Origin of the sequence: Nereida sp. NH-UV-3, from assembly GCF_042939535.1 — a bacterium.
Taxonomy (GTDB): Bacteria; Pseudomonadota; Alphaproteobacteria; order Rhodobacterales; family Rhodobacteraceae; genus Nereida; species Nereida ignava.
In genome coordinates, this window is sequence record NZ_CP132157.1 from 1422217 (window position 1) to 1443112 (window position 20896).

General features: G+C 55.4%; 22 protein-coding genes. 9 read left to right on the forward strand and 13 right to left on the reverse strand.

The features are described 5' to 3' along the window. Window positions 1-24 precede the first annotated feature (24 nt). From NeNHUV3_RS07090 to ilvD, 5 genes are all read right to left on the reverse strand, one after another. Window positions 25-2052 (reverse strand): FAD-dependent oxidoreductase, encoded by a 2028-nt coding sequence (locus NeNHUV3_RS07090; RefSeq protein WP_391480596.1) that lies wholly within the window; start codon window positions 2050-2052, stop codon window positions 25-27. A gap of 99 nt (window positions 2053-2151) precedes the next feature. Next, a complete protein-coding gene (locus NeNHUV3_RS07095; protein ID WP_391480597.1) occupies window positions 2152-2520 on the reverse strand; it encodes a hypothetical protein in 369 nt (122 codons plus the stop codon). A gap of 26 nt (window positions 2521-2546) precedes the next feature. Continuing rightward, window positions 2547-3317: a DUF6478 family protein gene (locus NeNHUV3_RS07100; protein WP_391480599.1), complete on the reverse strand. Its 771-nt coding sequence runs from the start codon at window positions 3315-3317 to the stop codon at window positions 2547-2549. A 115-nt stretch (window positions 3318-3432) separates the two neighbouring features. Further along, window positions 3433-4050 (reverse strand): hypothetical protein, encoded by a 618-nt coding sequence (locus NeNHUV3_RS07105; protein WP_391480600.1) that lies wholly within the window; start codon window positions 4048-4050, stop codon window positions 3433-3435. Next, entirely contained in the window at window positions 4031-5758 is a 1728-nt protein-coding gene (gene ilvD, locus NeNHUV3_RS07110) for a dihydroxy-acid dehydratase (protein ID WP_048598431.1), read from the reverse strand. The genes NeNHUV3_RS07105 and ilvD overlap by 20 nt, the downstream gene beginning before the upstream one ends. An 83-nt stretch (window positions 5759-5841) precedes the next feature. On the opposite strand from ilvD, the gene NeNHUV3_RS07115 reads away from it, so the two are divergent. The 5 genes from NeNHUV3_RS07115 to NeNHUV3_RS07135 all read left to right on the forward strand — a co-directional run bounded on the left by NeNHUV3_RS07115 (window position 5842) and on the right by NeNHUV3_RS07135 (window position 10555). After that, window positions 5842-6717: a CPBP family intramembrane glutamic endopeptidase gene (locus NeNHUV3_RS07115; protein WP_391480601.1), complete on the forward strand. Its 876-nt coding sequence runs from the start codon at window positions 5842-5844 to the stop codon at window positions 6715-6717. 55 nt (window positions 6718-6772) lie between these two features. After that, window positions 6773-7684 carry an acetyl-CoA carboxylase, carboxyltransferase subunit beta gene (gene accD, locus NeNHUV3_RS07120; RefSeq protein WP_048598433.1) on the forward strand — a complete coding sequence of 304 codons (912 nt, stop codon included), beginning with the start codon at window positions 6773-6775 and terminating at the stop codon, window positions 7682-7684. Then, window positions 7681-8952, forward strand: a complete 1272-nt coding sequence (locus NeNHUV3_RS07125) for a bifunctional folylpolyglutamate synthase/dihydrofolate synthase (RefSeq protein ID WP_391480603.1) — start codon at window positions 7681-7683, stop codon at window positions 8950-8952. The genes accD and NeNHUV3_RS07125 overlap by 4 nt, the downstream gene beginning before the upstream one ends. Window positions 8953-9119: 167 nt before the next feature. Next, complete coding sequence (locus tag NeNHUV3_RS07130) at window positions 9120-9740, forward strand: rhodanese-like domain-containing protein (protein ID WP_391480605.1); 621 nt, start codon at window positions 9120-9122, stop codon at window positions 9738-9740. Beyond that, complete coding sequence (locus NeNHUV3_RS07135; RefSeq protein ID WP_391480607.1) at window positions 9737-10555, forward strand: LysM peptidoglycan-binding domain-containing protein; 819 nt, start codon at window positions 9737-9739, stop codon at window positions 10553-10555. Before NeNHUV3_RS07130 ends, NeNHUV3_RS07135 begins: the two co-directional genes overlap by 4 nt. Window positions 10556-10643: 88 nt before the next feature. Here the strand turns inward: NeNHUV3_RS07135 and zapE are convergent, their stop codons facing one another. Further along, window positions 10644-11696: a cell division protein ZapE gene (gene zapE, locus NeNHUV3_RS07140; protein ID WP_391480608.1), complete on the reverse strand. Its 1053-nt coding sequence runs from the start codon at window positions 11694-11696 to the stop codon at window positions 10644-10646. A 57-nt stretch (window positions 11697-11753) separates the two neighbouring features. Between zapE and NeNHUV3_RS07145 the strand changes: the two genes are divergently transcribed. Further along, on the forward strand, window positions 11754-12038 hold the full coding sequence (locus tag NeNHUV3_RS07145; protein WP_391480609.1) for a DUF5665 domain-containing protein: 285 nt from the start codon (window positions 11754-11756) through the stop codon (window positions 12036-12038). A 52-nt stretch (window positions 12039-12090) separates the two neighbouring features. Continuing rightward, window positions 12091-13335, forward strand: a complete 1245-nt coding sequence (locus NeNHUV3_RS07150) for an MFS transporter (protein WP_391480610.1) — start codon at window positions 12091-12093, stop codon at window positions 13333-13335. Between the two features lie 10 nt (window positions 13336-13345). On the opposite strand, the gene NeNHUV3_RS07155 is transcribed toward NeNHUV3_RS07150, so the two are convergent. From NeNHUV3_RS07155 to NeNHUV3_RS07170, 4 genes are read right to left on the reverse strand one after another with little or no spacing between them, the layout of a single operon-like run. Beyond that, window positions 13346-13966 carry an HAD family hydrolase gene (locus NeNHUV3_RS07155; RefSeq protein WP_391480611.1) on the reverse strand — a complete coding sequence of 207 codons (621 nt, stop codon included), beginning with the start codon at window positions 13964-13966 and terminating at the stop codon, window positions 13346-13348. Next, window positions 13963-14430: a YaiI/YqxD family protein gene (locus NeNHUV3_RS07160; protein WP_048598440.1), complete on the reverse strand. Its 468-nt coding sequence runs from the start codon at window positions 14428-14430 to the stop codon at window positions 13963-13965. The genes NeNHUV3_RS07155 and NeNHUV3_RS07160 overlap by 4 nt, the downstream gene beginning before the upstream one ends. Then, complete coding sequence (fghA, locus tag NeNHUV3_RS07165; RefSeq protein ID WP_391480612.1) at window positions 14427-15251, reverse strand: S-formylglutathione hydrolase; 825 nt, start codon at window positions 15249-15251, stop codon at window positions 14427-14429. The genes NeNHUV3_RS07160 and fghA overlap by 4 nt, the downstream gene beginning before the upstream one ends. A 9-nt stretch (window positions 15252-15260) precedes the next feature. Then, complete coding sequence (locus tag NeNHUV3_RS07170) at window positions 15261-16196, reverse strand: AEC family transporter (RefSeq protein WP_391480613.1); 936 nt, start codon at window positions 16194-16196, stop codon at window positions 15261-15263. A 123-nt stretch (window positions 16197-16319) separates the two neighbouring features. On the opposite strand from NeNHUV3_RS07170, the gene NeNHUV3_RS07175 reads away from it, so the two are divergent. After that, the gene (locus NeNHUV3_RS07175) at window positions 16320-16937 is read left to right on the forward strand and encodes a TetR/AcrR family transcriptional regulator (RefSeq protein ID WP_391480614.1); all 618 of its coding nucleotides are present in this window, start codon (window positions 16320-16322) and stop codon (window positions 16935-16937) included. A 9-nt stretch (window positions 16938-16946) separates the two neighbouring features. Here NeNHUV3_RS07175 and NeNHUV3_RS07180 read toward each other — a convergent pair whose 3' ends face one another. Then, entirely contained in the window at window positions 16947-18059 is a 1113-nt protein-coding gene (locus tag NeNHUV3_RS07180; RefSeq protein WP_391480615.1) for an S-(hydroxymethyl)glutathione dehydrogenase/class III alcohol dehydrogenase, read from the reverse strand. 306 nt (window positions 18060-18365) lie between these two features. Here NeNHUV3_RS07180 and NeNHUV3_RS07185 point away from each other — a divergent pair, with 306 nt between their 5' ends. Further along, window positions 18366-18701 carry a DUF2794 domain-containing protein gene (locus NeNHUV3_RS07185; RefSeq protein WP_048598445.1) on the forward strand — a complete coding sequence of 112 codons (336 nt, stop codon included), beginning with the start codon at window positions 18366-18368 and terminating at the stop codon, window positions 18699-18701. A 4-nt stretch (window positions 18702-18705) separates the two neighbouring features. On the opposite strand, the gene NeNHUV3_RS07190 is transcribed toward NeNHUV3_RS07185, so the two are convergent. Together NeNHUV3_RS07190 and NeNHUV3_RS07195 are read right to left on the reverse strand one after the other, a co-directional pair. Then, complete coding sequence (locus tag NeNHUV3_RS07190; protein WP_391480617.1) at window positions 18706-19437, reverse strand: NlpC/P60 family protein; 732 nt, start codon at window positions 19435-19437, stop codon at window positions 18706-18708. A gap of 3 nt (window positions 19438-19440) precedes the next feature. Next, on the reverse strand, window positions 19441-20823 hold the full coding sequence (locus NeNHUV3_RS07195; protein ID WP_391480619.1) for a leucyl aminopeptidase family protein: 1383 nt from the start codon (window positions 20821-20823) through the stop codon (window positions 19441-19443). Window positions 20824-20896 lie beyond the last annotated feature (73 nt).

A 20896-nucleotide genomic window follows, 5' to 3' on the forward strand; every position in this document is an offset into this window, starting at 1 on the left:
AAGGCGGGAAACAGTAGCGTGTTCTTACAGGGTCATTGCCAATCGGGTGCCTTGATCGATGGCGCGCTTGGCATCCAGCTCAGCAGCCACGTCCGCGCCGCCAATCACGTGGCACTGCTTGCCCATAGCCATCAGTTGATCTGCCAAGCTTCGTTCTGGCAACTGACCGGCGCACAACACAATCGTATCAACGGCCAAAACCTCGGGCTTGGTGCGATCAGCACCGTAGCTAATGTGCAAGCCTTCGGACGTGATCTGCTCATAGTTCACACCCGCAATCATCTTCACGCCCTTCATCTTCAGCGCTGCGCGGTGGATCCAACCAGTCGTTTTGCCAAGCCGTTTGCCAACTTTTTCTGCCTTGCGCTGCAACAGAGTAATTTCACGCGCACTCGCTTTTAGCGCCGGACCTGTCGGGGCAAGCCCGCCGCGGGTCTGCGATGGATCACCGACCCCCCACTCTGCTTTCCATGCTTCCAGATCGACCGTCGACGACGTCCCGTCATGGGCAAGCGTTTCAGCCACATCAAACCCGATACCGCCCGCGCCGATGATCGCGACCCTATCGCCAACTACCGCCCCGCCGCGTAGCACATCCACGTAGCTCACAACGTTTGGCGCGTCTTGTCCGACGATCTGCGGATCACGGGGCGTCACGCCTGTTGCAACAATAATATGTTCGAAATCAGACAGAGCCGATGCGTCCACCTGCGCACCAAGACGCACATGCACGCCAGTGTGGGCAAGCATGGCGCGGTACCAATCCACAAGCCCCCAGAACTCTTCTTTGCCCGGCACTTGCTTGGCCATGTTAAGCTGCCCACCGACCTCACTGTGTGCATCAAAAAGCGTCACCTCGTGACCACGCTGAGCTGCAGTAATCGCAGCAGACATCCCCGCAGGTCCTGCCCCAACAACGGCAACACGTTCAGCAACCTCCGCCGGCTTCATCGGTAATTCGGTTTCATAACAGGCGCGTGGATTCACCAGACAGTTACTCAACTTGCCGCCAAACGTGTGATCAAGGCACGCCTGATTACAACCAATGCAAGGCGCGATCTGCTCAGGCTTTCCTTCCATCGCTTTGCGGACAAATTGGCTGTCAGCCAGAAACGGACGAGCCATGCTGACCATATTTGCGGCGCCCCGTTCAAGGATACCCTCGGCAACATCGGGCGTATTAATCCGGTTTGACGTAATGACAGGAATTTGGACACTGCCCATCAGCTTTTCAGTGACCCAGCTAAAGGCCGCGCGCGGAACAGACGTGGCAATGGTAGGAATACGTGCTTCGTGCCAGCCGATGCCTGTGTTCAAGATAGTCGCACCTGCCGCTTCAACAGCTTTGGCCAGCATCACAACTTCATCCCATGTTGAGCCGTTGGGGATGAGATCAATCATCGACAGCCGGTAGATCAAAATGAAATTAGGTCCAACGGCCTCACGGGTACGGCGCACCACCTCAACGGGCAGGCGCATGCGGTTTTCATAACTGCCGCCCCATTCATCTGTGCGGCGATTTGTGTGCGTGACCAAGAACTGGTTCAGAAAATACCCCTCGGACCCCATGATCTCAACGCCGTCATACCCCGCTTGGCGTGCGCGCGTTGCGGCCGTCACGATATCACTGATCTGTTTTTCGATACCCTCCGCGTCCAGTTCCTTGGGTGCAAAAGGCGAAATGGGCGACTTCACCGCAGACGGGCCAACGCATTCCGGCGAATAGGCATAACGACCTGCATGCAGAATTTGCATTGCAATTTTACCGCCCGCATCATGCACGCGGTCTGTGACGATCTTGTGATTGGCGATGTCATCATCATTGAAAAGACCCGCTGCACCGGGAAACACACCGCCTTCGCGGTTGGGCGCCATGCCGCCAGTCACCATCAACCCAACTTCGCCACGCGCACGCTCTGCGTAAAACTCCGCAACGCGGTTCCAATCTTTGGTTTCTTCAAGGCCAGTATGCATCGACCCCATCAGCACGCGATTTTTTAGCGTGGTAAAACCCAGATCAAGCGGAGCTAACAAATGCGGATAGGTGCTCATAATACGGATGCCTCTCTTTACGTGCAGGTCAACCATACATTCGCGGCCCCGCCTGTCACCCCCGACGTGGCGTTAGGGGCAATGTGCCACCCTGCGTTGCTACTGCGTTTCCACACAGTGGCGGCGAAACGCCTGTTTCAACAAATCTAACTCCGCACGCAGCAAATCCATTTCGGCGCGAATATCCTCGGCCAAGGCATCACCTGCCATGACAGTTATCCGTTCTAGAATATTGCCAGCAGCACCATCTGTAATCAGTGCCGTATGCACGCCGTCCGACATCATTTGATGGGGTAATGAAATGCGCAGCGCATATTCACCCGCCATTTGCGTGGGCTGCAACTGCACATCCTTAATTGGACGCTGCATATATATTACCTCAACGACTGGCTCTGCATCATCGGCCCACAAAAGCCCCTCCCACACAGCGCCTTGCAGACGGGTTTTGGTAAGTTTCATTTTCGACATGTCAAAATACTCCGTCCCTTACCCAATCAAAACTCAGCGCGCGGTTGGCGGCTGAACGTCAGGTCGCGCACAACAATTTCGTTCATTTGGGGATCTTCAAAAATGAGATCGACCCACATTCTCTCCACCCGCTTTTCGTTCATCTTGGTATATGCCAGATCAAATTCGACAAATATGTCAGAGCCGTTCAAGGGCAACTCGCGTACAATCTGATCCGTGTTTGGCCCGTGCTTGATGTTGAGCCGCGCAAATATCTCAAGCGGTTTCTCCATCTCAACTTGGGCATCCATCCGGATGATATGCCGCCGCCTTAGGCCATCAACACTGGCTTTGGGCAGATCAATCACCACAGACAAAAAGCTGCCATCAAAGTGAAATACATCAAGCCGCAACCCGTAGGGCGACAAATCCGTTGCACGCTGGTTTCGCAACTGCCGAACGGCCAACTCTGAAGTGACGCAGTCATGGAAAATCGTCGCTTCATTGCCAAAACGGGTTTTGTTTTGCACCGCTGCAATGCCGCTACGCGCCTGTGGGCCCCGCCATATTTCTGGGCGCCATGACCAATCACTATCGGGGGGGACTTGCATGGCCTGCGCACCAATCAACGGAAGCGCCAACCGGCCATCCGCCACAAACGCGAACTGATCCAAATGGCGTTTCAACTCACGCGCAGTTTGCCGTTGCGCGCGCAGCGCAGACAATGGGGCATCTGCCGCAGACACAGCCGCCTCGCGCCATTTGCGCAAGACACGGCGGTTTAATGCTGCATTCCAAAGTGAGGCCGATAGTTTCACTAGTTATTCCCAAAATGAACTGATCACTGATTACCCAAAAACCGTAAACGAAATCCCACCAAGCGCGAAGCCCGCTACGGGAATTTCTTTTGCCGCCTAAAACTGGCGTGGCGCCTTACGGGTTAGCGTCTTTCATACGCTTTACGAAACGCTGCAAAACACGCAGACCATCAGGCTCGGACAGCTGGTTTTTGCCATACCCCCCAACAGTCACGACTACCGATTGCCCGCCTACAACGCTCAAGGCACGCCAATGCTCCGTGTAGCCGCGGCCAAACGGGGTGGTGCTTGTGTCTTTGATGCGCACATAAAGCGCCTCGGACTGGGGCCAAATACCCAACACATCAACACTGCGCGGATTACCCGACCGGCTTATCGCCGTACGTCCTTCGGTTGAGCGCAACGCGGCCTCAATGGCATTGGCACGACCCAGACCATAAGTCGGAGCTTTCTCGCCCACTGACGTTGTGAACACGGCGATATAACTGGGCCAATCGTCAACCTCATTACTCAATGCCTTACAGGGCAACACTACGCTAAACCGGTCTTTACTGCTTGAGGTGTCAGGGCAGTAATCCGCAGGGAGTACAATCTTGAGGGAGCCAACGCGCTCTGTCTTTGATCCGGCTAGGGACAACCCAGAGAAACTTGGCAACGCCCCCTCAAGCGAGGCGCAGGCTGCCAGTGAAATCACCAGCAGCCCGACAATGGCTTTAGAGATCCATGTATACATGACGCTCCGCTTTGGCCCCTGGGTGCGTAACCGCCCCGAGCCGTGTTGAGCCAACAAGCTGTGCGTACTTATAAAGAGCGCCACTGGCGTACAAAGTTTCTTTCGGACCTGCCCATTCCGCACGACGTGCCGCCAGCTCATCATCCGTCAAATCGACAGACAATTCACCGTTGATGGCGTTGATGGTAATCATATCACCATCTTTCAGCATACCAATCGGGCCACCATGTGCCGCCTCTGGACCAACGTGACCCACGCAGAAACCTCGTGTCGCGCCTGAGAAGCGACCATCAGTGATAAGAGCAACTTTCTTACCCATACCCTGACCAGAAAGCGCCGCAGTCGTGGACAGCATTTCGCGCATCCCCGGACCACCAGCAGGGCCTTCGTTGCGGATGACAAGCACTTCGCCCTCTTCGTAGGCGCGCTGCTTTACAGCCTCAAATGCGTCTTCTTCACATTCAAACACACGCGCAGGACCGGTGAACGACTGCTCTTCCTCACCCATGCCCGCAACTTTCACGATAGCACCTTCTGGCGCGAGGTTACCCTTAAGGCCCACAACACCACCGGTTTTGGTAATCGGTGTTTCAATCGGGTAGATCACGCGACCGTCTGCTTCCAGCGACACCTTGTCCAACTCTTCGCCAATTGAGTAGCCAGTAACGGTCATGCAGTCTTCGTGCATCAGACCTGCTTTACGCAGCTCCTTCATGACCACTGGTACACCACCAGCCTCATAAAGGTCTTTCGCAACATACTGACCGCCGGGCTTAAGATCGACGAAGTAAGGCGTATCACGGAAAATTTCGCACACGTCATCAAGGTCGAAATCAATACCCGCTTCGTGGGCAATTGCTGGCAAGTGCAGGCCAGCGTTGGTTGACCCACCGGTACAGGCCACAACGCGCGCAGCGTTTTGCAGGCTTTCCAGCGTCACGATATCACGCGCACGGATATTCTTTTCGATCAAACGCATCACCGCTTCACCAGAAGCAACGCCGTATTGGTCACGGCTCTCGTAAGGGGCAGGCGCACCAGCCGAGTTTGGCAGCGCAAGACCAATCGCCTCGGACACACACGCCATAGTGTTCGCTGTGAACTGACCGCCACACGCGCCAGCAGACGGGCATGCAACGCGCTCAAGCGTGCGCAGTGCTTCGTCACTCATGTTGCCCGCTTGGTGCTGACCCACCGCTTCGAACACGTCCTGAACTGTAACGTCTTTACCCTCAAGGCGACCCGGAAGGATCGAACCACCGTAAATAAAGACAGACGGCGTGTTCAAACGCACCATCGCCATCATCATACCGGGCAAGGACTTATCACAGCCCGCAAGACCAACAATCGCGTCATAGCAGTGACCGCGCATCGTCAATTCAACCGTGTCCGCAATCGCCTCGCGTGACGCCAGTGAAGAACGCATGCCTTCGTGGCCCATCGCAATACCGTCGGTGACCGTAATGGTTGTGAACTCGCGCGGTGTACCCATGGCGGACTTCACGCCCAGCTTCACGGCCTGCGCCTGACGGTTCAATGAGATGTTGCACGGCGCTGCTTCGTTCCAGCAGGTCGCAACACCAACCAGCGGTTGTGCGATTTCTTCTTCTGTCAGGCCCATCGCATAATAATACGACCGGTGAGGTGCGCGCGATGGCCCCTCTGTCACATAGCGGCTTGGCAGCTTGGATTTGTCGACCTTCGTCATTGCTCAACTCCCTAAATTCATTGGAAAACTGGATAAGGCAGGGCTAAGTGATCCACAAGTGTGAACGCATCAAAGGTGTCTAAATGTCATACCCGTTTTTCAAAGCCATGATTGCCCCCGCCCGCCCACAGCCACAAATTTGGCGCATCGCATTGGGCACAATCCTTATCGGGGCCATCTACTTCGCTGGAATTTCAGCATTTTTTGCGGTTATGACGTTTCTTAGCCCGTCACAGACAGTCCTGCTCAACACCATGAATGGCACCACACCATTCGGCATGATGCTGTTGCTTAGTACCTTCTCATTTATGATTTTGGGCACATGGGCTGCACTTAAGCTGCATGGCCGCAGCTTTGTCAGCGTCTTGGGTCCCCAAGAAATGTTCCAAAGACACTTCAAACGAAGCGCGGGCTTTTTGTTCATCTTGATGGTCGCGCTAATGTTCATGCCACCTTGGGACATATTGAGCGAGCTAAACCAGCAGTATCCAGTACTAAAATGGGCCGCTTTCTTGATCCCGGCCATCGCGCTGACGCTGGTTCAAGTCAGCGCAGAGGAACTGGTCTTTCGGGGCTACTTGCAAAGCCAGCTTGCCGCACGTTTCAAAAGCCCGATCATCTGGATGCTATTGCCCTCAATTGCGTTCGGCCTGCTGCATCATGACCCTGCAACAAACGGCGGAAACGCATGGATAATTACGCTGTGGGCTGTGCTATTTGGTGTGATCGCTGCTGATTTGACGGCTCGCTCTGGCACTCTTGCCCCTGCGATCGCCCTGCATTTGCTCAACAACCTCAGCGCGCTTCTTATCGTGGGCCTTCCGGGCGTTTTGTCAGGACTTGCGCTTTTCACCCTTCCCTACCGCGCCGATGATCCTGAATTGATGAGCTATATCTGGCTTGATCTGGTCGCGATGGGGCTTGCGTGGGTCACGGCCCGTTGGGCGATACGCGCCTGATTGCATTTCCTGATCCACGGGCTTATCTGGGAAATGAAGGTAGCAGGGGCTTTCTATGAACTGGATTTCCAATTACGTCCGTCCGACGATTAATTCCATCTTTTCACGCCGTGAGGTTCCCGAGAACCTTTGGCAGAAATGCTCTGAATGCGGCACTATGCTGTTTCACCGTGAGCTGACGGAAAATCTGAACGTCTGCACGCAATGTGATCACCACATGGCGATCACCGCGCGCGACCGCTTCCAAGCGTTGTTCGACGGTGGCGTATATCTGGACGTAGCGGTGCCTGAACCACTTGCTGACCCGCTCGGGTTTAAGGACCAGAAGCGCTATCCCGACCGCATGAAGGCTGCCGTCAAATCAACGGGCGAAAAAGAAGCGATGCTGGTGGCAGAGGGTGAAATCCTGCGCACACCTATCGTTGCCGCCTGTCAGGATTTCTCGTTCATGGCTGGCTCAATGGGCATGTATGTGGGCAACGCAATTATCGCGGCGGCCGAACGCGCCGTAAAGCTAAAGCGCCCCCTCGTCCTGTTCTCTGCCGCTGGTGGCGCACGGATGCAGGAAGGCATTTTGTCTTTGATGCAAATGCCGCGCACAACAGTAGCGGTTGAAATGCTCAAAGAAGCAAACCTGCCCTACATCGTTGTTCTTACCCACCCAACGACTGGTGGTGTGACCGCCTCATACGCCATGCTGGGCGATGTGCATATTGCCGAACCAAACGCCCTGATTTGCTTTGCCGGACCCCGCGTGATTGAGCAAACCATCCGCGAAAAACTGCCCGAAGGCTTTCAACGGGCCGAATATTTGCTTGAGCACGGCATGCTTGACCGCGTGACACACCGCTCAAAGCTAAAGTCGGAACTGGTGACCATCATCCGCATGATGATGAAAGACAAACCCGCAATCCACGGCGATCTGCCTGCCCCTGCGGAACAACCAGAAATCACAGACGCGAAATGACAGCCGATACATCGGACGTCATCCTGCAACGGATGATGGCGCTGCACCCAAAGATCATCGATCTGACGCTGGACCGTGTTTGGGCGCTGTTGAGCGCGCTTGATAATCCGCAAAAACGCATGCCGCCTGTCATTCATCTGGCTGGCACCAACGGCAAAGGCTCAACCCAAGCGATGATCCGCGCGGGGCTTGAGGGCGCGGGTAAATCCGTGCACGCCTACACATCACCGCATCTGGCGCGCTTTCATGAACGCATCCGCCTTGCGGGCGAGCTGATCACAGAAGACGCCCTGACCCAAGTTCTTGACGATTGCTACACCGCCAACAACGGCGCGAATATTACCTATTTCGAGATCACGACTGTTGCGGCCCTGCTGGCTTTTTCACGCACAAAAGCAGATTATACGTTGCTTGAAGTTGGCCTTGGTGGGCGGCTTGATGCAACCAATGTGATGGACCCCGCGCTGTCGATCATCACGCCCGTTGACTTGGATCATCAGCAATTTCTTGGGGACACTTTGGGTGCCATCGCAGGTGAAAAAGCAGGCATCATCAAGCGCGGTGTGCCTGTTATTGTTGGCCCTCAGCATGATGAGGCCCTTGATGTGATTGAGGCCAAGGCAAACAGCCTTGGCGCGCCCATGCTGGTACACGGCCAACACTGGCACGTCTCCACAGAGCGCGGTCGCCTCATTTTTCAAGATGAAAGCGGACTGCTCGACCTGCCAATGCCCGCCCTGCCCGGCGCACACCAAGTGCAGAACGCAGGTGCCGCATTGATGGCGCTTCGCTACCTTGGTTTTGGTGAAGATGCCTGCGCCGCAGCAATGGAAAACGTAAGCTGGCCTGCGCGGATGCAGCGCCTCAAAACTGGTCCGCTGGTAGAGGCTGCCGGGCGCGCAGAACTTTGGCTTGATGGTGGGCACAACCCTGCCGCGGGGCGCGCGATGGCCGACCTAATCAAGACACTGCCGAACCGTTCAACGCATCTGATTTGCGGTATGTTGAACACAAAGGACATCGATGGATACCTCGCCCCGTTGGCGACAGTTGCCCAAAGCCTGACTGCGGTCGACATTCCCGATGAAGTAAACACCCTGCCTGCACAAACTACTGCTGATGCAGCGCAACGTGTTGGTTTTCAATCAGAAATTGCATCCAATGTGCAAACAGCGATTGAGAACATAACCGCCTCCGAACCCGATGCACGCATCTTGATCTGCGGGTCGCTTTACCTTGCTGGGGCCATTTTACGCAGCAACGGCTGAGGCCAACACCACACCAGCCGCCACAGAAAATCAAAAGAGTGATTCGAAAATCCTTTGACTACTGATTCGTTCTGTCTCTATATGTGGAGGCAGTAGCGATATTCATGGGCCTGCCAGCCCCACGCCACAACATGTGGGTGAATATTGTCCTGCTGGGGGACTTGTTAATGATTCGTAGCCTATTTTCAGGGGCTTTAGTTGGTATTTTGTCGGCGTCCGCTTTGGTCGCCCAAGCACAACAAGCCGGAAATGAAACCTCGTTTCGCTTTAACGGCGAGGCTTTCACCATCACGCGCGCCGCTCAGGTCAACGTGAACAAGCTAGTCGCCTTCGCGCGACCAAGTCTGTCATGTGAGGGCAGTTGCCTATCACCTATGTCCGCAGCCGAAGGCGTCACCACCATCGGCGAGTTGGACGTGATGAGCTTCATGACCGAACAGGTTGCAACGGGATCAGGGCTTATCCTTGATGCCCGCATGCCTGAACAACGCGCAGTTGGCTTTATTCCTGCATCTGTCAGTGTGCCGGTGCCCACAATGGCCGCCGACAACCCCTACCGTGTTGATATCCTGCGCGCGCTTGGTGCCAAAACAGCCGCAGGCGTGTCCAACTTCAGCGGCGCAGTTGAGCTGGTGATCGTTGACGCAGGTCCGGGGACCACAGACGCGCAAAGGCTTATCAGCACCCTTTTGGACAGCGGATACCCAGCAGAAAAAGTCAAATATTACCGAGGCGGCATGCAAGTCTGGACAGCTCTCGGCCTGACTACTCAGGAGACACCATCGTGAAAGTTGAGCCCATGACCAGTACCCCCAAAAAGACGCTTCCCCTTGTGCTTGCTATCAGCGGTTTCTCTTTCGTTGTTGGTGGTGCGCTGACGTATCAGGTCGTCAAAATGACCAGCGAACCAACGATCACGGCACAAGTCGCATCCGCATCATCGGGGTTGCCGCTGAAGCCAGAAGTCACACGCAACACAAGCGAAACACTCAACAGCTTGAACGTACAATCGGCAGTCAACGCATCGCTTAGCCCCGCGCCCGCGCAAACAGCCGAAGCCATTGCGGAAGAAAAAGCCCGCAAAGTCCAAGAGGCCGTGGATATCTTGAACGCCAACAAACTGCGCATGCTGGAAGAAGGCATCGTGGCGGGCCTCTACTCGATTGACGAAGATGAGAATAACCGCCTCAAGCTTAATTCAACCAACGCGCCAAGTGCGGTAACAGACGCGCAAAACCTGATCTCTGCGGCTGTGTCTAACGGGGTTTTAGTGCTGCCCAAAGAGCTTGGCACAACCGGCGGCGAAGTTAATCCAACGGCCGTATTGTTCAACGTTGTGCAAAAAGCATTGGTCGCCAAAGGTGAAACAGCCGCCGCCGCCGAATTGCAACGCCGCGCAGCCGAAGCCTCGCGCCCCATTGCGCGCGTTGAAAATGGCAACCGCGTCTACACCGTCGCCTCAGGCGATAGCTTGGCCTATATCGCGCTGAAGTTTTACGGCTCCACCACCGATTACCAAACAATCTTCGATGCCAACCGTGACAAACTCACAACGCCCGATCGCATTTTCATCGGGCAAAAGTTGCGCATCCCAAACGTATAAAAAAAGCAGGCATCTCCAAGCCATTGAGCAAAACTTACAAGGGGTCCTTCGGGGCCCCTTTTTTTGCTCAGCAGGATTTACAGACCGTCTACAGACCCCAATCCGCAGATTGCATTTCGCGCAATCGGCTTGCGGTGCGCTCAAACTCAAAAGTCCCCTCGCCTTCAACATACAGCAACTCAGGCGCCGCCGCAGCCGAACAAATCAGACGCGTGCCCGCCTCATAAAGCGCATCAATCAGCGTCACAAACCGCTTGGCTTCGTTGAAATTTGACCGCCCCAATCGCGGCACATCATCCAACAGCAAAACCTTCGCAGTATCAGCCAACATCAAATAATCCGCCGCCCCAAGGTGCTTGCCGCACAGATCAAAAAACTTGGCCCGCGCCACACCATTGTGAAATCGCGGTATCAGCAGGTCATGACCCTTCACGCGCAACGTAAGCGGCGCGCCGTCACCGTCCGCAAGTGCGGCCCAAGCTGCATCCATTGCAGCGCGCGCCTGTTGATCAACGGGGGTAAAATAAACATCCGACCCCGCAAGGCGGTCTTGGCGGTAATCCGTAGGTGACGCCAATTCATGCACCACCATTTTATCTTTCAAAAGCCCGATGAACGGCACAAACAAATCACGGTTCAGCCCATGTTTATACAGATCATCCGGCACTCGGTTTGAGGTGGTCACAACAACCACACCCGCCGCGAAAAGTTGCTCAAACAGACGCCCGACAATCATCGCATCGGTGATGTCTGTAATCTGCATTTCATCAAACGCCAAACACCGCACACTGTCAGAAATGGCATCCGCCACAGGCTTGATCGGATCATCAACACCGCGCGCACGTGCTTTGTGAATGGCCTCGTGGATTTCTTGCATGAAGGCGTGAAAATGGACCCGCCGCGCAGGCACGCTTAGCCCGCTGACAAACAAATCCATCAGCATCGACTTGCCACGCCCAACACCACCCCACAGATAAAGGCCCTGTATCGGGTCAGGGGCACGGCGGAAAAAGCCGCGCTTTACGGGCTTTGCCAGCTCGTTGGCAATGCGGTCAAATTCCGGCAGCACAGCGGTTTGCGCGTCATCTGGCGTCAGCTCTCCGGCGGCAACGCGGGCGGTATAAATCTCGGATGGAACCATAACGTTTGCCTAGTCGTTCAGTTTTACAAATACCAGAAAAAGACGCATGATTTCGAGATGGATCAAGACATCAAAAAACTGGCCGCCGAGGTCGCTAAACTGAACGGCCACCGCTTTGTGACGATGCACAACTCTGTGCCCAAGATGCTTGCGTTCAATTTTGCGCGCGGACTGGCCTTTGGTTTAGGGTCCGTCATTGGGGCCACGCTGCTGGTTTCTGTGCTTGTTTATTTGCTTAGCCAGATTGATTTCATCCCCATCATCGGTGAATGGGCCACAGTTCTCAGCACCGCTCTGGCAGACATCAACGGTGCAATGGACGAAAACGCTAACGTTCAATGACATATGTACAATAAGAATTGACCGGTCATTGAACCTGCGCCATCTAAGCGGGATGAAAACATCAAGCGCGCCTCTCATTACGCCGGTCCTCGTTGCGGGCTGCATCATCATCATGGTCAGCTTTGCGATCCGAGCAAGTTTTGGCGTGTTCCAAATTCCCATCGCAGAGGAATTCGGCTGGCTGCGCACAGAATTTTCGCTTGCGATCGCCATTCAGAACCTTGCGTGGGGCATTGGCCAGCCGATCTTTGGGGCCATCGCTGAAAAGCTGACAGACCGCAAAGCCATTATTCTGGGCGCGCTGACCTATGCAATTGGCCTTTTGCTATCATCACAAGCCATCACGCCCTTGGGCCACCAAGCCTATGCATGGCTGGTGGGCTTTGGCATCGCGGGGACAGGTTTTGGCGTCATTCTGGCCGTTGTTGGGCGTGCCGCGAGTGATGAAAACCGCTCAATGGCGCTTGCCATCGCCACCGCAGCCGGTAGCGCAGGCCAAATCTTTGGGGCCCCTGTCGCCGAGGCGCTTTTGACAATCATGTCATGGCAAATGGTCTTTATCGTCTTTGCGAGTCTGATCATCAGCACGCTCTTGTGCCTACCTTTGATGAACACGGCCGCGCCCGCCAGCAAAGCCGAGCTGGAAGAGTCGATGGGCCAAATCCTGATTAAGGCCTTTAAAGACCCGTCCTATTCACTCATCTTCCTTGGGTTCTTTTCCTGCGGCTATCAGCTTGCCTTCATCACCGCGCACTTCCCCGCAATGATTACCGAAATGTGCGGCCCCATTTTGGCGGGCGGCGTCCTGCATAACATGGGCATCACCACCACCAGCGCACTGGGCGCCATGGCCATCGCGCTGATCGGTGCAGCCAACATTGCGGGCACCCTTTTGGCCGGTTGGGCAGGCAAACGTTACTCCAAGAAATACCTACTGGCGGGCATCTATACAGGCCGGACACTCGTGGCGGCCGTGTTTATCCTGATGCCGATCACGCCCACAACAGTGATCGTGTTCTCGCTTGCGATGGGCTCATTATGGCTAGCCACAGTGCCCCTGACCAGCGGCCTTGTCGCGCATATTTACGGCCTGCGCTACATGGGCACGCTCTATGGCATCGTCTTTTTCAGCCACCAATTGGGCAGCTTTCTTGGCGTTTGGCTGGGCGGTAAAATGTATGACATCTACGGCGATTATAACATGGTCTGGTGGGTCGGCGTGGGTGTGGGTGCGTTCAGCGCAATCGTACATCTGCCCATCAAAGAGCGTCCGTTACCAGCTGCCGTGGCAAGCTAAGGCCGCTTAGCTAAGCGGCCTCCTCGGCGCTCAACAAGCCTTCGGCCACCAACCGATCGGCCCATCCTTGCGGCCCTTCAAACAGATGCGTTTGCCATCCACGTGAGGCCGCCATTGCGATGTTATCAGCGCGGTCATCCGTAAAGAGCAATCCTTCAGGCGCCACACCACAGTCATCTTCCATCATCTGATAAATCTGCGGTTCTGGCTTGATACAGCGCATGTGACCGCTGACGTATTGGCGATCAAAATTCGTCAAAAACGGATAATGGGTTTGCGCGTAAGCGAAACTCTCAATACCGAAGTTGGTCAGCGAGAAAACTGGAACCCCTTTGGCACGCAATGCGGTTTGCAAGCGGACGGAATGCTCAATCACCGGCGCGGCCATCTCGATCCAGCGATCATGCCAAATGCGGATTTCATCACGCCACTGCGGCGTTTGTTCCGCCTGCGCATAGATCACATCGCGAAAGCCCTCGCCGCGGTCAACACGGTCGTTCATCCCGTGCAAATCTACTTCCGCAAACATCGCTTCGCGGCGCTCCTGCCCAATTACACTGTCGAAAAAGCGTTCCGGGTGCCATTCAAGAAGCACGTTGCCGATGTCAAAAACCACTGCCTGAACACTCATGGTGCTGTTCCTTTTTCTGCGTCTGATTTGGCAAAGCGCACCACGCGCTCAAGCCCGTCTAAAAATCGCGATCTGTCGGCCTTGGAAAACGGTCGTCCGCCCCCTTGGCGAAACGGGTCCGCACTACGCAAATCCTGCATCAAATCCCGCGTCGCCAAAACCTGTCCGATATTGCGCGCGTCCAGAATTTCGCCGTTATGCTTAATCACGCGGGCCCCTGCCTCTACGCATTTCGCCGCCAGCGGAATGTCACCCGTGATCACCACGTCACCGGCTTTGGCGCGATCTGCGATCCACATATCCGCAACATCCGGTCCGTCGGGCACGATGATATTTTCAACCAACGGGTTCTGCGATGGGCGCAGTCCACCATTGCTTACCACGAAAAGGGTAAGCCCGTGCCGCGTCGCTACGCGCTCTGCCTCGGCTTTGACCGGACAGGCATCTGCATCAACGTAAATCACCCGTGCAGCGCCTCTGCGTGAAAGGCGATGTGATCGGCCATAAACGTCGAGACAAAGTAATAACTGTGATCGTACCCTTTCTGCATCCGAAATTCGCCGGCTTGGCGGCGCGCTGTCATCGCGTGGGCAAGGCTTTCAGGACGCAGCAAATCAAGAAACTGATCGTCGGTGCCTTGGTCAATCAACACAGGACCGGCAAACCCACGGTCAGCCATCAGTAAACTGGCATCGTGATTGGCCCATTCGGTTTGCGGCAAATACGCACCAAGCTGCTTTGTGCCCCAGTCGCTTTGGGTTGGGTTGGCAATCGGGGCAAACGCCGAAACGGCGCGGTAACGCTCGGGCATATGCATCGCCAAGGTCAACGCGCCGTGCCCACCCATGGAGTGACCCGTGATGCTCTGACGCTCAAGATCAACAGGCAGTTCAGCCAAAGCGCTGTGCAAATCCTTGGTGATATAATCCCACATCTTGAAGTGCGATGACCATGGTGCGTTTTGCGCATTCACGTAAAAGCCCGCCCCTTGGCCAAGGTCATATGCCTCGTCATCTGGCACGCCCTCGCCGCGGGGCGACGTATCAGGGAAAAGTACCGCAATGCCTTCCTCAGCGGCCCATCTTTGCGCACCAGATTTCTCCATAGCGTTGGCATGGGTGCATGTCAGACCCGACAAATATGTCAGCAAAGGCACAGGGCCAAACGCGGCCTCTGCGGGCAGATAAAGCCCAAATGTCATGTCGCAATCGCACGCCTCAGAACGGTGTGAATACACACGTTGCACGCCATCGAATGCACGGTTTTCAGAGATTATTTTTAACACAGCAATTCCTCACAAAAGAGTTTTCGTAACCCACGCGATCACCACTGAAAGGCTGACCACGGAAACCACGGTTGAGACAAAAATACTGGCCGAAGCCCGCGATGGTGCGACATCATAATGCCGCGCGATGATGTACACATTGCCCGCCACCGGAAGCGCCGCTGTCGCGATCATCACAGCCGCCGAATACGGATCGACCGTAAAGACAAACAGGGCAAGCGCGCCTACTGCGACGGGGTGCAGGACAAGTTTACAGAAAGTTAACCAACCCGCGACACTGATCCGTTCGGCAGATTTATCCGCCAAGGATGCCCCAATCGCAAAGAGCGCGCCAGGCGTGGCCGCTGCCCCCAAGATGCCCAGAAATTCGTTCACGGGTGCCGGCAGTGGCTGATCCGTTGCGGACCAACACAGCCCCAAAACGATGGATACAATCATCGGGTTTTTCACAAGACCAATGGCAATACTGCGCAAAATTCCAAGCGACATCCGCCCATCACGTGCACCTGTGATCAAAATGACGATCAGCGATCCAAACACAATTAGATCAACCGCCAACACCAACATCACAGGCCCAACGGAACGCTCTCCCAACAGCAAAATCAACATTGGAATACCCAAGAAACCAACGTTGCCGATAACGGCGCATTGCGCCTCAACCGCCCCTTCAAGGATGCCACGCTTGCGCACCAAGGCCACAACAGTTGCCAACAAATAGACCGCGAGCGAGCCCAGAAGATATGCCCACACAAGCGGCCAATCGATGACTTCCGCAAGGCTAAGGTTGGCCGAAAAGCGGAACAGCATGGCCGATAGGGCGAAGTAAAAGACGAACTTGGTTAGATATCCCGTGGCCTCAGGCGGAAAGAACCCCCGCCGCGCCGCGCCATACCCAAGTGCGATCAACGCGAAAAAGGGTAAAGTTTTCAGAAATATATCCACCATATCAAATCGCTAGCACGCAACGACCGAGCGGGGAAGAGCAGCGTTCTCCCAAATGTCTGCTTGGACAAACTAAACGAACCAGTTTATGTATTAGCTTCTGAATTTATCGCTTGGGTGGGTTTCATGAACGCCGAACTGCCGGTCATCAAAAAGGGTCGCAAGTTTGATCAAGTGATCGACGGCGCAACACGTGTGTTCATGCGCGATGGCTTTGACGGCGCTAGCGTGGACGACATCGCCCGCGAAGCCAAAGTCTCCAAGGCTACTTTATACAGCTACTTCACCGATAAGCGCGTTCTGTTCATGGAAGTTGCGCGGACCGAATGCACCCGCCAAGCAGACGCAGCACTTGATGAAATCAACATGGCGCTGCCGCCGCGTGATGTGCTGCGCAAAGCGTGTAAATCCATGATGCGGTTCTTTTATTCGGATTTCGGCGTGAATGTCTTTCGCATTGCCGTCGCTGAAAGCAGTCGCTTTCCCGAACTGGGACGCGCGTTTTACCTCAATGGTCCAATGGAAGCGCGCAAGCGGTTGATCACGTATCTCAACGCGGCGATTGCCAAGGGTGATCTGGTGATTGACGACATTGACATGGCCGCGGACCAACTACCGCAATTGTGCAAAGCGGACCTGCACGAAAAACTGATATTCGGCATCCAAGACGGGTTTACCGAAGAAGAGATCGACCGCATTGCAACTGCCGCGGTCGATCTGTTTTTGTCACGCTACGGCGCGTAGACGCAGCGCTTAATACACCACAACAGAACGGATCGACTTGCCCTGATGCATCAGGTCAAACCCGTGGTTAATGTCATCAAGCCCCATTGTGTGCGTGATCATTGGATCGATCTCGATTTTACCGTCCATGTACCAATCAACGATCTGCGGCACATCTGTACGACCGCGTGCGCCGCCAAAGGCCGTACCGCGCCATGACCGGCCTGTCACCAATTGGAACGGACGGGTGCTGATTTCTGCACCGGCGGGCGCGACACCAATGATGATGCTTTCGCCCCATCCTTTGTGTGCAGATTCCAACGCAGTACGCATTACGTCCACGTTGCCTGTTGCATCAAACGTGTAGTCCGCGCCGCCCTTGGTCAGCGCCACAAGATAGGCCACCAAATCACCATCGACTTCTTTGGGGTTCACAAAGTCAGTCATCCCAAAACGCGTGGCCATCTCAACTTTGCTGGGGTTGATATCAACGCCCACAATCTGATCCGCACCTGCAAGCCGCAGCCCTTGGATCACGTTAAGGCCAATGCCGCCCAACCCAAAGACAATCGCGCGGCTGCCAATCTCGGCCTTCGCCGTGTTAATGACCGCACCAATGCCCGTTGTGACACCGCAACCAATGTAGCAAATCTTATCGAACGGTGCGTCTTTGCGTACTTTGGCCAGTGCAATTTCAGGCACAACCGTGTGGTTGGCGAAGGTCGAACAGCCCATGTAGTGAAAAATAGGATCACCATCGAGCGTTGTAAAACGACTGGTTCCATCGGGCATAAGGCCCTGACCTTGGGTGCTGCGAATAGACTGGCACAAGTTAGTCTTGGGGTTGAGGCAATATTCGCACGTCCGGCATTCGGGTGTGTAAAGCGGGATCACGTGATCGCCCTTCTTAAGCGAAGTCACATCAGGACCCACGTCCACAACAACGCCCGCCCCTTCATGGCCCAAAATCGCGGGGAACAGCCCCTCTGGATCGGCACCAGACAGAGTAAATTCATCTGTGTGACAAATGCCAGTGGCCTTGATTTCAACCACAACCTCGCCGGACCGTGGGCCCGCCAAGTTTACTTCCATCACTTCCAAGGGCTTGCCCGCTTGGGTTGCTACTGCAGCACGCGTACGCATAATCCAACTCTCCGATCATTGCTTATTCGCCCTGACACTAGGCCCGCCAAGCGGCCCAATGCAATGCGCAATAGGTTGTTACGGGGTAACTAAAACATATCGTTAGGGTGCTAATAACCAAAGTTGTCGACGTAAACGCGTGGGCCTTGGCAAGGGATAAAGTGGGGGCTCGGACCATTGCCATGCACGCACGCGTTTACGCCGCACGGGCATTAGCTTCGGGGCACAAAGGGGCGAGACAAAGAACACAGCGAGACATTTTTGTGACCGCCTTGATTTTCCGCCCCATCGACGCAACTGTTGGGCATGACTTCAGCAACACCCATCACCCGCGTCACCGAGCAAGACGTGATGTTTCACCGCCTCGAGCTTAACATGATCTTGTCGCTCTATGGGCGCATGGTCGCGGCTGGTGAGTGGCGCGACTACGGCATTTCCGCCATGCGCGATGTTGCCATTTTTTCAGTGTTCAAACGCACCGCAGAGCAACCGCTTTACCGTATTGAAAAGCGCCCCAAGCTACGTCTGAAGCAAGGGATGTATTCCGTTATTGGAATGGATGGGCAAATCCTGAAACGCGGCCACGAGCTTAAGCCCGTTTTGCACGTTCTTGAACGTAAGCTAATCCGCGCGGTGACCTGAGCAATCAAAGCCTGCGACGCGTTGTGACCGGCCCGTCCCCTTGGACCTCAATCCGCGTGATAGCTGCTGCGACGCTTTCGTAAACTGTTGCCATGTGGTGCGCATTCGCGTGGATCAGTGTCTCTGCATCAACCATCATGGCAACATGCCCTTTCCAGAACAAAAGGTCCCCACGCAGATAAGGCGCGTCCAACGCTATCTGCCCGCCAATCATTTGTTCTTGATCACCGCTGTCGCCCGCACACGCCTCACCGCACGCCAAAAGTGCCGCTTGAACAAGCCCGGAACAATCGACCCCAGCACTCGAATTACCGCCCCAAAGGTAAGGCGTGCCAAAGAAAATCTGCGCAATTGTAACGGGGTCGCTAAAGCGCTGCTCAATGGGGCGAAGGTGCTTTTTAGGGATAAATCCAACCGATGTTTCAAAGAACTTCTTGCGCTCATCCACAACCTGAACCCGCGCACCAAAACTCAACGCGTACCGCTCAGATGATTTAAAACTTTCGGTGCTATAGGCATGGGTCGCGCGGCTTGCCACCATATGCGTGGGCGCGTTCTGCTCCGAAATCAGCCCGTCGGCGACATAACCGATGTAGCTGTCCTTAACCGATTGCACGTAATGAAACCCGTCGCCACTTTGCAATGATCGCACCTCATCGCCCATCAACAGCTGTCGGTCCCGCCGCCCATCAGGGCTTCGCAGCAGATCGACCACTGGGGCATTAACGCACAACACCGCTTACAGCCCCAGAATTTTAGGAAGCGCCTCAAGAAGGGCGCGCGCGCCTTGGCCAACACCACCTTTGGGCCGCGCAGGGGCCGCAGAGGGCTGCCAGCCGTAGATATCAAAATGGCTATAGGGCGCATTTTCAACGAACCGGCGCAGGAATAAAGCTGCCGTAATCGCGCCCGCAAAACCGCCCTTTGGGGCGTTATCCAGATCTGCGATCCCCGGTTCGATCATCGCCTCGTAAGGATCCCAGAACGGCATGCGCCAAACCGGATCATCAACCTGGCTACCTGCTTGGCTAAGGGTCTGCGCAACACTGTCGTCATCCGTGAAGAACGGCGCCAAATCGGGACCAACCGCGACACGTGCAGCCCCCGTCAGCGTTGCCATAGAAATAATCATATCGGGGTTGTCTTCATCGGCGAAAGCAAGCGCATCGGCCAATACCAAACGGCCTTCTGCATCGGTGTTATTGATCTCAACAGTCAGCCCGTTGCGCGCGGTCAGAATATCTTGCGGGCGGAATGCGTTGCCGCTGATGCTGTTTTCAACCGCAGGGATCAGCACCCGAAGCTGCACCTTCAGGCCCGTTGCCATGATCATATGCGCAAGGCCCAGCACTGTCGCACTGCCGCCCATATCCTTTTTCATCAAGCCCATGCTGCCGCCGGGTTTAATATTCAGCCCGCCCGTATCAAAGCATACTCCCTTCCCCACAAGCGTCAGCTTTGGTCCTGCATCGCCCCATTTCATATCGATCAAACGCGGCGCACTTGCGCTGGCGCGGCCAACCGCGTGGATCATCGGAAAGTTCTGCTCAATCAGCGCATAGCCCGTGGTGACATTGATCGACGCGCCATGTGTTTGGGCCAATTCGCGCGCTGCCGCTTCAAGATGTTCGGGCCCCATGTCTGCCGTTGGCGTGTTGATCAAATCGCGGGTCAAACATTCACCAGCGGCAATTGCCTCAACGCGAGCGGCGTCAACACCCGTTGGCGCAACAAGCTGCGCACGGGCCTGCACCCCATCCGCGTACCGCGTAAACCGGTAGCTGCCCAACAACCAACCAAGCGCAAAGGTTTCTGCCGCTTGGCCTTCCAGTGCGCTGGCCAATGCATAGACACCCTCGGGCAAGGCAAACGGCAACGCACCAGACAAGAACCGGTTGCGCGCACGATCCGCTTTTGTCCCTGCACCCACTGCCGCAGATGCCACACCGCCCAGCGCGCTTGGGAAAGTAATCACCTGCCCATAAGCCGCACTAAATCCTTGGGCCTTCGCCCATGATTGCGCAGTCTCAGGCAGGCCCTGCATCCACTCGGCCAGCTGATCGGCCTCAACAACATAAAGCGCAATCGCATCATCGGTGGCGGCAGAAAAACTAGGCGACATGGGAACATCCTTTTGAGATAGCTGTGCAATTCTCGCCAGCCTACCCTAGTGCCGCGCACCCGCAAGAGCACGC

Excerpts from the sequence above, each read along its gene's own strand:
- NeNHUV3_RS07090 (WP_391480596.1), bottom strand. The coding sequence starts at position 2,052 with ATGAGCACCTATCCGCATTTGTTAGCTCCGCTTGATCTGGGTTTTACC.
- NeNHUV3_RS07095 (WP_391480597.1), bottom strand. The coding sequence starts at position 2,520 with ATGTCGAAAATGAAACTTACCAAAACCCGTCTGCAAGGCGCTGTGTGG.
- NeNHUV3_RS07105 (WP_391480600.1), bottom strand. The coding sequence starts at position 4,050 with ATGTATACATGGATCTCTAAAGCCATTGTCGGGCTGCTGGTGATTTCA.
- ilvD (WP_048598431.1), bottom strand. The coding sequence starts at position 5,758 with ATGACGAAGGTCGACAAATCCAAGCTGCCAAGCCGCTATGTGACAGAG.
- NeNHUV3_RS07115 (WP_391480601.1), top strand. The coding sequence starts at position 5,842 with ATGTCATACCCGTTTTTCAAAGCCATGATTGCCCCCGCCCGCCCACAG.
- accD (WP_048598433.1), top strand. The coding sequence starts at position 6,773 with ATGAACTGGATTTCCAATTACGTCCGTCCGACGATTAATTCCATCTTT.
- NeNHUV3_RS07125 (WP_391480603.1), top strand. The coding sequence starts at position 7,681 with ATGACAGCCGATACATCGGACGTCATCCTGCAACGGATGATGGCGCTG.
- NeNHUV3_RS07130 (WP_391480605.1), top strand. The coding sequence starts at position 9,120 with ATGATTCGTAGCCTATTTTCAGGGGCTTTAGTTGGTATTTTGTCGGCG.
- zapE (WP_391480608.1), bottom strand. The coding sequence starts at position 11,696 with ATGGTTCCATCCGAGATTTATACCGCCCGCGTTGCCGCCGGAGAGCTG.
- NeNHUV3_RS07145 (WP_391480609.1), top strand. The coding sequence starts at position 11,754 with ATGGATCAAGACATCAAAAAACTGGCCGCCGAGGTCGCTAAACTGAAC.
- NeNHUV3_RS07150 (WP_391480610.1), top strand. The coding sequence starts at position 12,091 with ATGAAAACATCAAGCGCGCCTCTCATTACGCCGGTCCTCGTTGCGGGC.
- NeNHUV3_RS07155 (WP_391480611.1), bottom strand. The coding sequence starts at position 13,966 with ATGAGTGTTCAGGCAGTGGTTTTTGACATCGGCAACGTGCTTCTTGAA.
- NeNHUV3_RS07170 (WP_391480613.1), bottom strand. The coding sequence starts at position 16,196 with ATGGTGGATATATTTCTGAAAACTTTACCCTTTTTCGCGTTGATCGCA.
- NeNHUV3_RS07175 (WP_391480614.1), top strand. The coding sequence starts at position 16,320 with ATGAACGCCGAACTGCCGGTCATCAAAAAGGGTCGCAAGTTTGATCAA.
- NeNHUV3_RS07180 (WP_391480615.1), bottom strand. The coding sequence starts at position 18,059 with ATGCGTACGCGTGCTGCAGTAGCAACCCAAGCGGGCAAGCCCTTGGAA.
- NeNHUV3_RS07185 (WP_048598445.1), top strand. The coding sequence starts at position 18,366 with ATGACTTCAGCAACACCCATCACCCGCGTCACCGAGCAAGACGTGATG.
- NeNHUV3_RS07195 (WP_391480619.1), bottom strand. The coding sequence starts at position 20,823 with ATGTCGCCTAGTTTTTCTGCCGCCACCGATGATGCGATTGCGCTTTAT.